The 13,073-nt window shown below is 67.2% G+C and carries 13 protein-coding genes; 5 read left to right on the top strand and 8 right to left on the bottom strand.

Annotated features, from left to right (window positions below):
- Window positions 1-455 precede the first annotated feature (455 nt).
- Both ACIBH2_RS14860 and mftF read right to left on the bottom strand, forming a co-directional pair.
- Window positions 456-1,814 (bottom strand): GAF domain-containing protein, encoded by a 1,359-nt coding sequence (locus ACIBH2_RS14860; protein WP_397117566.1) that lies wholly within the window; start codon window positions 1,812-1,814, stop codon window positions 456-458.
- Between the two features lie 223 nt (window positions 1,815-2,037).
- On the bottom strand, window positions 2,038-3,438 hold the full coding sequence (mftF, locus tag ACIBH2_RS14855; protein ID WP_397117564.1) for a mycofactocin biosynthesis glycosyltransferase MftF: 1,401 nt from the start codon (window positions 3,436-3,438) through the stop codon (window positions 2,038-2,040).
- 207 nt (window positions 3,439-3,645) lie between these two features.
- On the opposite strand from mftF, the gene mftR2 reads away from it, so the two are divergent.
- Window positions 3,646-4,272, top strand: coding sequence for a mycofactocin system transcriptional regulator MftR2 (gene mftR2 / locus ACIBH2_RS14850; protein ID WP_397117562.1), 627 nt, complete (start codon window positions 3,646-3,648; stop codon window positions 4,270-4,272).
- Between the two features lie 52 nt (window positions 4,273-4,324).
- The gene (locus ACIBH2_RS14845) at window positions 4,325-5,380 is read left to right on the top strand and encodes a 2Fe-2S iron-sulfur cluster-binding protein (RefSeq protein ID WP_397117560.1); all 1,056 of its coding nucleotides are present in this window, start codon (window positions 4,325-4,327) and stop codon (window positions 5,378-5,380) included.
- A gap of 66 nt (window positions 5,381-5,446) precedes the next feature.
- On the opposite strand, the gene ACIBH2_RS14840 is transcribed toward ACIBH2_RS14845, so the two are convergent.
- The 5 genes from ACIBH2_RS14840 to ACIBH2_RS14820 form a co-directional block, all read right to left on the bottom strand.
- The gene (locus tag ACIBH2_RS14840) at window positions 5,447-6,010 is read right to left on the bottom strand and encodes a transglycosylase SLT domain-containing protein (RefSeq protein ID WP_397117558.1); all 564 of its coding nucleotides are present in this window, start codon (window positions 6,008-6,010) and stop codon (window positions 5,447-5,449) included.
- Between the two features lie 272 nt (window positions 6,011-6,282).
- Complete coding sequence (locus tag ACIBH2_RS14835; protein ID WP_397120751.1) at window positions 6,283-7,014, bottom strand: DNA alkylation repair protein; 732 nt, start codon at window positions 7,012-7,014, stop codon at window positions 6,283-6,285.
- Between the two features lie 161 nt (window positions 7,015-7,175).
- A complete protein-coding gene (locus ACIBH2_RS14830; RefSeq protein ID WP_397117556.1) occupies window positions 7,176-8,063 on the bottom strand; it encodes a hypothetical protein in 888 nt (295 codons plus the stop codon).
- Window positions 8,064-8,157: 94 nt separating this feature from the next.
- The gene (locus ACIBH2_RS14825) at window positions 8,158-8,787 is read right to left on the bottom strand and encodes a TetR/AcrR family transcriptional regulator (RefSeq protein ID WP_397117554.1); all 630 of its coding nucleotides are present in this window, start codon (window positions 8,785-8,787) and stop codon (window positions 8,158-8,160) included.
- Window positions 8,787-9,140, bottom strand: a complete 354-nt coding sequence (locus ACIBH2_RS14820) for an SPW repeat protein (protein WP_397117552.1) — start codon at window positions 9,138-9,140, stop codon at window positions 8,787-8,789. The genes ACIBH2_RS14825 and ACIBH2_RS14820 overlap by 1 nt, the downstream gene beginning before the upstream one ends.
- Before the next feature lie 160 nt (window positions 9,141-9,300).
- Between ACIBH2_RS14820 and ACIBH2_RS14815 the strand changes: the two genes are divergently transcribed.
- The 3 genes from ACIBH2_RS14815 to ACIBH2_RS14805 all read left to right on the top strand — a co-directional run bounded on the left by ACIBH2_RS14815 (window position 9,301) and on the right by ACIBH2_RS14805 (window position 11,739).
- Window positions 9,301-10,488, top strand: a complete 1,188-nt coding sequence (locus ACIBH2_RS14815; protein WP_397117550.1) for an NAD(P)/FAD-dependent oxidoreductase — start codon at window positions 9,301-9,303, stop codon at window positions 10,486-10,488.
- A 179-nt stretch (window positions 10,489-10,667) separates the two neighbouring features.
- The gene (locus tag ACIBH2_RS14810; protein WP_397117548.1) at window positions 10,668-11,459 is read left to right on the top strand and encodes a glutamate racemase; all 792 of its coding nucleotides are present in this window, start codon (window positions 10,668-10,670) and stop codon (window positions 11,457-11,459) included.
- Window positions 11,460-11,487: 28 nt separating this feature from the next.
- Entirely contained in the window at window positions 11,488-11,739 is a 252-nt protein-coding gene (locus ACIBH2_RS14805; RefSeq protein WP_397117546.1) for a hypothetical protein, read from the top strand.
- 51 nt (window positions 11,740-11,790) lie between these two features.
- Here ACIBH2_RS14805 and tuf read toward each other — a convergent pair whose 3' ends face one another.
- Window positions 11,791-12,981, bottom strand: a complete 1,191-nt coding sequence (gene tuf / locus ACIBH2_RS14800) for an elongation factor Tu (RefSeq protein WP_397117544.1) — start codon at window positions 12,979-12,981, stop codon at window positions 11,791-11,793.
- Between the last annotated feature and the right edge of the window lie 92 nt (window positions 12,982-13,073).

The following is a 13,073-nucleotide window of genomic DNA, read 5'->3' as shown; positions in this document are numbered from 1 at the left end:
AGTCAAGCGGCCGAACGTTTTTCGGGCAGCACAAATCAGGCTCCAGCACCGGCGTACCGATACCCGAGCCGCGAAACCACCACGGAATGCGACAGAAGCGCGACGCCCGACCGGCGTCCACGCGTGACATCGACTGCGGATTTCCCGACCGTGCCCTTGATCTGGTTCAGATCACCGGCCGGGCTGCGGATCCCACTGCTCTAGCTGTTCCTCCAACTCACGCGGCCACGTCTGGACGCTGTCCAAAAACCGGCCGCACTGTTCCCTACGTCACATGGATGCGGTCCATGTATGGCGAAGACTAGGCGGTGGTCGAATAAAACGGAACTTTTTCCTGAAAAAAAGTTGGACGAGCGTCTAGTTGGCCCATGCGGGACCGTGGCGGCCACTGCGAATGTGGGAACCGCCACACTGCGGTCGTCAGATGTGACTAACCGTGCTTTCGGATGTGGAGATTAGGAGCCGAAACGTTGCATCTGCGTTGCATCCGCGCCCATGCGCCGATCCAAGACGCGAATCTTGGCCTCTATCTGCGCATACAGCGGGGAATCGCGATCAACCGTGGCGCGATACGCGATCCAGGCGGCGGCATCGTCACGCCCTTCCGCGCCCGCGGTCCAGCGGCTCAATACCGTTGTCTCGCCGGAACGCAGCACCGCGGTGCGCAATCGAACGCGCAATTCATCGCGAATGTCTATAACTCCCGGAGCCGTCGAACGCGGCAGAACCGGACCCGAATAAAGCCGGACGGCGGTTTCCACATCCCCGGAATCCAAGGCATTGCGCAATGCCTCCACATCCGTGGCGATAGGCACCAGCAATCGGTAAGGACGCGAACCGAAGACCTTGGAGCCCACCACCGACCGCAGCCGCGAGACCGCCGCGCGAATGGTGGCATTGTCGAGATCGGCATCGTCGAGCAGCAGCGCCAGATGGTCGGCGCTGAGGCCCTCGACATGTTCGGCGAGCAACAGCAGAATCTCGGCGTGCCGCTGCGACAACGGAACTCGCTCACCAGCGACGGTCAACTGCGGCTGCCCCAGGCCCAGCACCTCGAGCCCGAGACGTTCCGGGGCGGGCGCGTTCGCGCCGCTGCCGCCGCGCCGATCCTGGCCCGAGCGCACCGCGGCGAGCAGCAGATCCATTTCCGAGGCGGTGGCGGCGGCCTTCACCAGGGCCAGAATCTCGGGCCGGGCCACCCGCACGCCACCGGCGATCATGAGCACGCCGACCAAGCGGCCATCCGGATCATGAACGGGCGCAGCGGCTCCCGTGATCTGATGCATGCGGTGCAGGAAATGCTCCGGGCCGTGAATCCAGGCAGCGCGGCCGGTGCGCACCACCAGGCCGACGGCATTGGTGCCGACCCGGCGCTCGGACAGATCGTTGCCCTCGCGCAATCCGGCCTCGGCCGCGGCGGCCACGCGATCGGGATTGCCGTGCACCGAGAGCACCCGGCCGAACTGATCGGCCACCACCACGATGAGCCCCGAGCCGGTGGCATCGCCCAACAGCAGTTTGTCCACCAGCGGCATGACGGCGGCAATCGGATGGTTGTCCCGATACCGTTGCAGGTCAGCGCCTCTCAGACCACGACCGTCACCGTCGTCCATCGGATCGACGCCGCCGCGCAGACTGCGCAACCAGGACTCCAGGACCATGGGACGCAGCAAACCCGCCAGCTGACCCAGCTGTTCGGTGCCCACACTCAGATACCCGTGGGCCTGAGTGGCATAGGCCTCCAGCGCACCGAGCTGCGAGCCCGATTCGGCGCCATGCTGGGAGGGGCTCCCACCTGCGAGATTGCTGACCATTTGCCTTTCCCTTCGGGCACAAACTGTACCGACGAAGGTGCTGCTACAACCCCGAAGCGGATTCATTGTCCGACAGGTCACACCGCGACGGGCCACCCGCAAAATGTGAGCTGGGCTGCATTACGGGGGCCTCGGGTTTCGCCACCACGCCGCGGCGGGCGGCCAATCCCGCGCCGTCCGCGCCGGAATCGGTGTAAATGGGGGTTGCCGAATAGACGCGGGATCAGGTGGGCGGCAGCGACGGCCGTAGCGCGACGGTACTTCGCGCGCTGAGCGCGCCCCGCCACAGACCGGTGCCGTAGGCCAGATCGTCCAGGCGTTTGCAGACCAGGTAGCGGGCGGGATCGAGACCGCCGGACTCGCGGTGGGTGAACCAGTCGGCCAGGCCGTCGGCCAGCGCCATGGTGAACGCGATCCGGCGGATACGGCGCGAGCACAGCATGCCCAGCAGCGTGACCGGCCAGTAGTGACGGCACATCGAGGACGCCAAACGCCATAGGCCACCGGAGAATCCGCGCGCCATGTAGATGGCCGAGACGCGGGTGGGATTGTCGAGTTCGACGAATACCCGACGCAGCCGGGTCAGGGTGGCCGACAGGGTGAGCAGGCCGCAGATCAGGCCGCTGCGCGTGAGCGTCGCGAACAGCAGCGCGGTCGCGGCCGTCCAGATCGGCACCGCCAGCGGGGCGGCCATACCGGCGTGGCGCTGTCCCAGCGGAGCCACGCCCGCGCCCTCGGACATCTTGTGCGCGAACCACTTTCGCAGCGTGGTCGGGCAATCGTGAGCGACCCGGGCGGCGGGTTCGTAGCGCAGCCGCCAGCCCGCGCGCTCGAGTCGCCAGCACAGGTCGACATCCGCCCCGGCGGTCATGGTCTCGTCGAAACCGCCCTCGGCCACGAGCACCTGCCGCCGGACCAGCAGCGCGGTGCTCGGCACATGCGGGACCGGGCCGCGCGAGCGCACCGCCGATTCGCGGCGGCCGCGGTCGAGCGAGGCGCGGGTGTGCTCGTAGCGCGCGAGCATTGTCGAATCGGGGTCCATGGCCAGCAGGCGCGGGGCCACCAGCGCCACCTTCGGATCGCTGAAATGGCCGAGCATGACCTCCAGCCAGCCACTGCGCGGCACCACGGAGGGATCCAGGAAGGCCACGAATTCGGTTGTGGCGGCGCGCAATCCGAGATTGCGAGCGGCCACCGCGCCGCGGCGGCGGTCCGAGCGCAGCACCGTCACGCGCCGCCGCGTGCCCGGTGCGGCGGGGATGCGCACCGGACGGTCGGAGCCGTCGTCCACCACGATCACGGTGTGGCCGCGCAGGGCCGAGAGCAGCCGTTCCACTCCGGCGGCGTCATTGTGCAGCGGCACGATCACCGTCACGTCCTGCACCGAGGGCAGCAGGCGCGGGCGCGGATTGGCCACACCGGAGTCGAGCAGCCGTCTGGCGACGCGGGCCGACAGCTGATCGGTCACCTCGAGGTAGCCGTCACCGATCCGGGCCGCAGCCTCCGGCGCGAGCCGTAACAATCCGGTCGGCGAGCCGCCGACCAGGAAACGTCCACCGGAGTAAGTGCGCACCCTGGGATCGATTCGCACCCCGAAACCATCGGGAAGGCGATCATGGCGCATTCCTGGAATGCTAGGTCAGCACACAGCCAGCAACCATGATCGGCGCGCCGCCCCGCGCGCCGCCCGCCCCTATCGATGCCCCTACCTCCACGTGGCGGGACCGCCGCCGCGCCCGGCGCTCTAGACTGCGGATGGAAAACAGCAGCTGAACAGCCAGGGACGGACAGCCGTACCCGCAATGGTCGAGGTGGTATGGGAGTCGGACGCATGCAGTCGAGCGGGGGCGGCAACACTCTTTCGGAGTCCGAGATCGTGGAGGCGGCCCTGCGGGTGGTCCGTCAGGACGGCGTGGAGAAGCTATCCATGCGTCGGCTCTCCCGGGAACTCGGCGTCTCACCGATGGCCCCGTACTACTACGTGGCCGACAAGCGCGAGCTGCTCGATCTGGTCGCCACCGCCGCGCTGACGGGTGTGCGCAAGCCCGCGCCGGACTCGGGTCCGTGGCAGCACCGGCTGCGCGATCTCATCGACCAGATCGACGAGAAATTGCGCAAGCATCCCGGACTCGGCGACGTGCTCATCGAGCAGATGCTGGGCAAACAGCTCGATCTCATTGCCGCGCTGATGGAGATCCTGTTCGAGGCCGGATTCGACGACCGCAATGTGCTCTCGGCGTACGCGACCATCCACACCTACCTGTTCGGGCGCGGCCGGGTGAATCCGCGTGATCGCTCGGTGCTGCACGATGAACGGGCGCTGCCGGAGGCGGTGGAACGGGCCACCAAGCATCTGTCGGACCTGCGTGGGAAATACTCCTATGACTTCGCCATGGACGTATTGATCGCCGGGCTCGAGGCTCAGCTTGTCCGACAGCGCGACAGCCACGTACTATGAAACTAGAACACGTTCTAGTTTGGGCACACAGCGCCGGGTTCGAGAGGACATTATGACCACCGTCGACGTACCGCACAGCTCGCGATCGGCCGTGCTGCGGGTCTCCGCGGTCATCGAGGAGACGGCCGATTCCTGCTCACTGGTATTCGACGTTCCCGAGGAACTGCGCGAACGTTTCCACTACCAGCCGGGCCAATTCCTGACGCTGCGCATTCCCAGCGAGCTGACCGGATCGGTGGCGCGCTGCTACTCGCTGGCCAGCTCGCCCTACACCGACGACGCGCCCAAGGTGACGATCAAGCGCACCGCCGACGGGTACGCCTCGAACTGGGTGTGCGACAACGTGAAACCGGGCGACAGCCTCGAAGTACTGCCGCCCTCAGGGGTTTTCACACCCAAGGATCTCGATCAGGATCTACTGCTCTTCGCGGCCGGATCGGGTATCACCCCGGTCATGTCGATCCTGAAATCGGCGCTGGCGCGCGGGAATTCGCGCGTCGTACTGGTGTACGCCAATCGCGACCACGACAATGTGATCTTCGTGAACGAGCTACGCGAGCTGGCCGACAAGCATCCGCAGCGGCTGGCCGTCATCCACTGGCTCGAGCATCTACAGGGCCTGCCCACCGCGGATGCCCTGGCCACGCTCACCCGCCCCTACACCGACTTCCACGCCTTCATGTGCGGCCCCAAACCGTTCATGGACCGGGTGCACGACGCCCTCGCCCAACTCGGCGTCCCCCGCAACCGCACCCACGCCGAGGTCTTCAACTCCCTCTCCGGCGACCCCTTCGCGGATGTCGCCCCCGCCGAGATCTCCGAGGAGGAGGCCGCCGACGCCGCCACCGTCGAGGTCGAACTCGACGGCGAAACCCACGAAATGACCTGGCCCCGCAGCCAAACCCTGGTCGACATCATGCTCTCCAAGGGCCTCGACGTCCCCTACTCCTGCCTGGAAGGCGAATGCGGCTCCTGCGCCTGCACCGTCCTCGAGGGCACCGTCGAAATGGAGAACGCCGAAATCCTCGACCCCGAGGACATAGCCAACGGCTACATCCTCGGCTGCCAGGCCCGCCCGGTCACCGACCACCTCAAGATCCAGTTCTGATACTGGGAGACAACAGAATCGGGCCGCCGTGTCGGTGACACGGCGGCCCGATTCGTTCGGGGAGACTCAGTACGCCGAGAAGACGTTGTCGATGCTGCCGTAGCGGTGCGCGGCGTAGTTGCACGCGGCGGCGATATTGGCGACCGGGTCGTAGATGTCCCAGGAGGTGCCTTCCACGTGGTACGCCTGGAAGGTGGGGTCGATTACCTGGAGGAGGCCTTTGGAGGGGGTTCCGGCCGCGGCGTTGGAGTCGTAGAGGTTGATGGCGTGCACATTGCCGCCCGACTCGCGCATGATGTTGCGGAAGATGCCCTCGTAGCTGCCCGGGATGTTGTACTTCGTCATCACCCAGAGGGCGTTGCGGATCCAGCCGTCGAGGTTGTCGGGGAAGGCCGGGGGGAGCAGCTGGGAGTAGGGGGCGGGGAGGGTTTGGACGAAGTTCTGGACCTGCTCCTGTTGGGGCTGCGGGAGGGTCTGGAGCTGTTGGGTGGCGGATTGCTGGAGTTGCTGGGCGGGCTGCTGTAGCTCCGGGGGGACACCGGCGATGGGGGCCTCGGCGGCGGCGGTGGCGGTGGGGACGGCGATCAGCGCGGCTAGGACCGTCAGGGGGAGCAGTGTGCGAAAAGGCATGGTGTGGTTGGGTTTTCCGACAGCGGGGCTGTCTGGGGTCGTGACGTGGCGTGGACTCGCGGCGGGTGTGGACCGAAACTGATGTCGGGTACCGCTCGCGTATACAGACTTGCGGTCTGTTTTCGGCAAGTCACAGAATGATTGCGCTAGGTTAACGGAGACCGAACTGGAGATGAACAGCGGGGGACTTCACGCTGAGAGAAGTCCGGCGGAGGCCGGAGGCTGCGTCGCGGATCACAAGAACTGGCTGATCAGGGGCTCTCGGCCAAGGCTCAGCGGAGGGCGCGGTAGTGGGCGCGCTGCTCGGGTGTGAGGTGTTCTGTGGAGTAGCTGAGGGCGGTGCGGCCCATCTCGGCGGCGTGGGCGTCGAGGAAATCGGTGAGGATCTTCTGGTCCACTCGCTTGCCGACCTCGCGCAGCATCCATCCGACCGCTTTCTGGATGAGATCGCGGCGGTCCACGAGCAGGCGCTCGCACAGGTCCAGGGTGGTGCCGGTATCCCCGGCCTTGATGAAGGCGAAGGTGGTCAGCAGGGCGACCCGCCGCTCCCACAGCGAATCCGACTGTGCCAGTTGGTAAAGCAGCTCGCGCGGGCGCTCCTGGAGCCAGACCCCGAGAATGAATTCGGCCGAGGTGTCGACCAGATCCCAATTGTTCACCCGCCCCCGGTACACGGCGGCGAGGTACAGCTCCACGATCGTTTCCTGTTGCGCCACATCGACCTTGCGCTTGCGCGAGGCCGTGGCCATACGGCCGTTGAGAATGACCAGCCCGGCCAGCCTGTGCTCGTGCACCTCGCTGTCGAGCAGCCGGTCGATCTCCGAAAGCGGCAGCCCGGCAAAGTGTTTGGCGACCTTGCGGGTCTGCGGCACCCGCACGCCGATGAAGACGTCGCCCTCGCCGTACTCCCCCGGCCCGGTCTTGAAGAACCGCTGCAGATGAATCGCATCGGCGGGGTCCGCGACCTCGGCCAGCGCCGCGCGCACGGCCGCGGCCGTCAGCATGGCCGTTCCGCTGGTTCCACTCACCGCCGCCTCCTGCTCCGCTCGGGTTCCCGGCTGGTCGGATCGTACGGTGGTCCACAGACAGCGCGTCCGGACGCCACGCCGATACGGTGACTCGTCGCCGCGCCGTTGCGGCTCGAATCGACTATCCCCGGCGCGGCTCAGGCGGATTCAGCGGCAGCCTGTAGCAGCGCCTCGGCGAAATTTCGCATATGGTCCGCTCCCCCGTACCAGGCGGCGATCAGGTCGACCGCGGCGGACCGAGTGCTGTGCGCGGCCCGCGCCAATTCGGCCACCGAACCCTCCCCGGCCTCGGCCCTGGTGGCGGCGGTATCGAGTTCGTGACTGGCCAGCAGCAGCCGCATGACGTGCTGCGGTTCGACGGTGGCGGAGGAGGCGGCGGGGCGGACGGCGGGTTGAGCCGGGGCGCTGGGCGCGGCCGGACTCGCGTGCGCGCCAACGGAACCGGCGGCGTGCGAGGGCGAGCTCGGCTCCGATGGAGCGGGCGGCGCGCTGAACGACGCGGGCGGTGCGCCGAACGAGGAAGCCGTGCTGGTGGACGGACTGCCGAACGAGGAATCCGCAGTGGTCGACGGGTTGCCGAAGGAGGAGCCCGCAGTGCCGGACGGCGCTGCGAACGACGCGGCGCTGCCGTTCGTGGCCGCGGTGCCGAACGGGGCGGAGCCGGTATCGGCGGAGCCGTACCCGGTGTTCGGCGCGGCCGGGGTGGCGCCGAACGGCGAGGTGCTCGGATTGGACCCGTACTCGCCGGACCCGAAATCGCTGCCGCGGTACTCGGTCCGCGAATTCTGCTGGGCAGGTTCGGCTTCGGTGACGGTGCGATGACTCCCGGACGAACTCCACCGCTCCTGGACTTCCTGCTGACTCGCGGGCGAGCGGCTCAGCGTCGCGTGCGCCCCACTGTCGAAGCCGGTCAGCGCCGGGTTCGAGGTACTGCCCGAATCGTGGTTGTCCGGATTGGTCAGTCGGTAGCTCTCCGGCCGCGAGTTCATCGAGCGCCCAAGATCGGCGGTGTAATCGGCATCCATGGCCGCCATTCTTACCGGCTCACCGCGCCCACCGCGCCCCGGGTGTGAACGAATCCGTTTTGCGAACAACGGGATTGGACAAAAGGGCTGGTCCTCAGCCCAACTGCGTCATTCCCGCCGCCACCACCTGCGCCACATTGAGCAGTTCATCGGCGGTCGGCAGCGTCATACCGTCCAGTGCGTGCAGGCGGTCGGTACTGGCGATGGCGAACATGGCCGACACCCAAGCCGCGGCACAGGCGCGCAGGGTTCCGGGTTTCACCGGCGCGGGCGCACTCGCCTGCAATACCTTGGCCGTCACGTCGAGCAGCTGGTCTCGCATGCGGCGCAACTGCTTTCGGACATCGGGATGGGTGTCGGCCTCGCGCCACATGATGACGCGCAGCACCGAGGAGTGGTGATCGCGCAGATTCAGCGCGGCATCGAGATTCACCAGGCTGGCGGCCGGATCACCGGGAGCCACCACGGCATCGATATCGTCCAGCGGCGCGGCGGGCACCCGCTCGGCCATGAGGGCGGAGAGTATCGAATCCTTGGTGGGAAAGTAATAGAACACGAGCCCCTTGGGGACTCCGGCGGCCTTGGCGATGGCCGCGGTCGGTGTCGCATCGAATCCCTGTGCCGCGAAAAGGTTCTCGGCGGCATCCAGGATGAGCTGACGGGCGTCGCCGTCGATCTTCTTACTCCGGCGACGCCCCGCTCGATGCGGCTTCGGCATCTGCATCAGTGGTGGGTAGCCGTGTGCAGACGGGTCGAAACCTGTGGCAGCGCGGCGACCGCGACGACCACGGTCAGCGCACCCACGATCCACGCGGTCCAGGAGGCCCCGCTGAAGGTGTCGAAGTTCATCACCCACGGGGAGAGGAACATCAGCACGCCGAGCACGCCCATGGCGTAATCGGCCGTGGCCCCGGCCGCCCGGGCCATCTGGGCCAGGCCGGTGAGGGCGATGAGCACGCCGAGGACGATCAGCGACCACATGGCGTTGTTGTTGGTGTCCACCCACAGGGGTGACAGGGCGGCGACTACGCCGAGGACGACGGCCACCGCGTCTTGGGCGCGGCTCTCGGTGAACATGGTGTGCCTCCTCAGGGCTTTGCGGAATGTTCTTCCTTCGTTGTATTCCTGATTGACCGCCCGATCAATAAATACCCGGATACGATTCGGGAGCGATATGGGTGTGGTGCGCGCCACAGCGCTGCGGTGCGCGGCGGGCGGAACGGTTAGGGTTGCCTCTATGTCACACGCGGTGGAACACGTTCTAGTTGTCGGTGCCGGGCTGGCGGGGCTCCGCACGGCCGAAGAACTGCGCCGCGCAGGTTACGAGGGTGAACTCGTCCTCGTCGGCGACGAGGATCGCGCCCCCTACGACCGGCCGCCACTGTCCAAACAGTTCGTGCGCGGGGATATCGAGGACACCGCGCTTCGTGCCGCCGAGTTCTACGCCGAGCAGCGCATCGACTTGCGGTTGGGGACCGCGGTCACCGGGGTGGACACCGCCGCCCGGCAGGTGACCCTCGCGGACGGCAGCCTGCTCGGCTACGACCACCTGGTGATCGCCACGGGTCTGCGCCCACGCCGGATTCCCGGGTTGCCCGAGGTGTCCGGGGTGCATGTGCTGCGCTCGCACGACGATGCGACCCGGCTGCGCGAGCACCTCGAGACCGCGCGGCGCGCCGTCGTGGTGGGCGGCGGGTTCATCGGCTGTGAACTCGCGGCCAGCTTCCGCGCGCGGGGCCTGGACGTGGTCTTGGTCGAGCCGCAGCCCACTCCCCTGGCGGCGGCGCTGGGTGAGCAGGTCGGTGCGCTCGTGGCGCGCGTGCACGTGGCCGAGGGAGTCGACCTGCGGTGCGGCGTGGGCATGGAAACGCTGGTGACCGAGGACGATTCGGTGCGCGGGGTGCGATTGACCGACGGCGGTGTGGTCGAGGCCGACCTCGTGGTGATCGGCATCGGCTCGATTCCGACCACCGACTGGCTGGCCGATTCGGATATCCCCCTGGCCTCCCCCGCCGAGGGCGGCGGCGTCCTCACCGACGAGACCGGGCGCACCTCGGTGGACGGCGTGTGGGCCGTCGGCGATGTGGCCGCGTGGCCGCATCAGTCGGGCCGCAACAAGCGCGTCGAGCATTGGACCAATGCGGGCGAACAGGCCAAGACCCTCGCCTGCGCGCTCCTGGGCACCGAGGTCCCCGCCCCGCAGGTTCCCTATGTGTGGAGCGACCAGTACGACATGAAGATCCAGGTGCTCGGGCTGCCCGGCTTGGCCGATGAGATCCGGATCGTGGACGACCAGGGCCGCAAGTTCCTGGCCCACTACTTCCGCAACGGCACCCTGGTGGCGGTCGTCGGCGCTGGCATGACCGGCAAGGTCATGAAGATGCGCGGACTCCTCCGCCTCCCCGCGACTTTGGCGCACAGCTAAGAGCCGTCGACCGTCGTGCACGCGTGCCGACGGCTGAGAGCCGAACCGATTGTGGGCGTACCCGACGAGTTACCCCGATCCTCACGAAATCAGCTGTCGCGTTCCTTCGCCCTCGGGCCGTGCCACCGTTATGGGACACGGTTCGCGTTACCGGTGTGGCGTTAACTACCGTGGCAGAGGTGATCGTCGCGCTCATTGATTCCGGACTGGGGATGCTGCCCACCGGTGCGTGGTTGCGGAAGCTCCGCCCTGATCTCGACCTGCTGCTGCAGATGGACCCCGACGGCGCGCCTTGGGGCCCCAAACCGGAGCAGTGGGTCATCGACCGGGTGCTGGACACCGCGCGCACATCGCTGCGCGAGGGCGCGGAAGTCATTGTGATTCCGTGCAATACGGCCAGCGTCACGGCGCTCGAGCACGTCCGCGCCGAGGTGGGTCCGGGAGTGCCGGTGATCGGCACCGTGCCCGCCATCAAGCCCGCCGCCGCGGCCTGCGCCAAGGTCGCGGTCTGGGCCACCGCCGCCACCACGGCCAGCGCCTATCAGGCCGATCTCATCGCGCGATTCGGCGGCGACGCCGAGGTGACCGGGGTGGCCTGCCACGGCCTGGCCGATGCCATCGACCGCGGCGATCTCCCGGCCATCGAGGCCGCCATCGCCAGCGCCGCCGAACGCACCCCGGCCGGAACCGAGGGCATTGTGCTGGGCTGCACCCACTACCCGCTCGTCATCGAATCCATTCTCGCCGCCCTGCCCGCGGGCGTGCGCCTGTTCGACAGCGCCGAAGCCGTCGCGGGCCAAACCCTGCGCCGCATGGACGCGCTGGGCCGCCCCACCGAGGGCACGGGCACGATCCGGGTTCTGCACAGTGGACGACCGGGCGAAATCCCTTCCGCCGCAGCAGCTTTCGACTCCGGACGGTTCCTGGGCGCGGTGCCCGCCACGACCGGCGAGGTGCGCACTCCGGTTTGATCGGCCCCGGTTCGGGCAGGTCTGCCACATGAGTGAAAAGGAACAGCAGATCCACGAGGAGTCCGCGAAACAGGATGCCCGCGAGATCATTCCGGAACCCGAGGTCGAGGATCGGCACCGCGAGACCGCGCACCGCATGTCCGAGGCCTACCAGGACGAACGGCCCTCCACCGTGCTGCCCGGCAGCGACGGCATGATCTCCGGCACCGCGGTCGCCGACTGGCTCGACGAGGACGCCGACAAAGAGAAGGTCGATCCCGCCTTCGACGGGAAGGAATAACGAAAAGGGCCGCCCCCCTAAGGGAACGGCCCTCTTCAGCGATTCAGTGAATCACTTGATGATCTTGGTGACGCGACCGGCACCGACGGTGCGGCCACCCTCACGGATCGCGAAACGCAGGCCCTCTTCCATGGCGACCGGCTGGATGAGCTTGACGCTCATCTCGGTGTTGTCGCCCGGCATGACCATCTCGGTGCCCTCGGGGAGGGTAACGACGCCGGTCACGTCGGTGGTGCGGAAGTAGAACTGCGGGCGGTAGTTGTTGAAGAACGGGGTGTGGCGGCCGCCCTCGTCCTTCGACAGGATGTACGCCTGGCCCTCGAACTCCGTGTGCGGGGTGGTGGTGCCCGGCTTCACGACGACCTGACCACGCTCGACATCGTCGCGCTTCAGACCGCGAACCAGCAGACCGACGTTGTCACCGGCCTGACCCTGATCCAGCAGCTTGCGGAACATCTCGATGCCGGTGATGGTGGTCTTCTGGGTCTTCTCGCGGATGCCGACGATCTCGACTTCCTCGTTCACGTTCACGATGCCGCGCTCGACGCGACCGGTGACGACGGTGCCACGACCGGTGATGGTGAAGACGTCCTCGATGGGCATGAGGAACGGCTTCTCGGTCTCACGGACCGGGTCCGGGATCGACTCGTCGACGGCGTTCATCAGCTCGACGATGGACTCGACCCACTTCTCGTCACCCTCGAGGGCCTTCAGGCCGGAGACGCGCACGACGGGGGCTTCCTCGTCGAACTCCTGGGCGGCCAGCAGTTCGCGGACCTCCATCTCGACGAGCTCGAGGATCTCCTCGTCGTCGACCATGTCCGACTTGTTCAGCGCGACCAGGATGTAGGGCACGCCGACCTGACGGGCGAGCAGCACGTGCTCACGGGTCTGCGGCATCGGGCCGTCGGTGGCGGCCACGACCAGGATCGCGCCGTCCATCTGGGCGGCACCGGTGATCATGTTCTTGATGTAGTCGGCGTGGCCGGGGGCGTCGACGTGGGCGTAGTGACGCTTCTCGGTCTGGTACTCGACGTGGGAGATGTTGATCGTGATACCACGAGCCTTCTCCTCCGGAGCCTTGTCGATCTGGTCGAACGCGAAGGCCGCGTTCAGGTCCGGGTACTTGTCAGCCAGCACCTTGGTGATCGCCGCGGTCAGCGTGGTCTTGCCGTGGTCGACGTGACCAATGGTGCCGATGTTGACGTGGGGCTTCGTCCGCTCGAACTTCGCCTTCGCCACTGTTGTCCTCCTGGACTAGTTAGTGCGTGCTTTTTTGCAGCAGTGCGGTTTGTATTACAGGGGGTCGTTCGACGACCACTCGGGGCGGATTC

It is taken from the genome of Nocardia sp. NPDC050406 (assembly GCF_044459025.1).
Lineage (GTDB): Bacteria > Actinomycetota > Actinomycetes > Mycobacteriales > Mycobacteriaceae > Nocardia.
The sequence above is the reverse complement of the archived record's forward strand: the minus strand, read 5'-3'. Positions and strand labels throughout refer to the sequence as shown.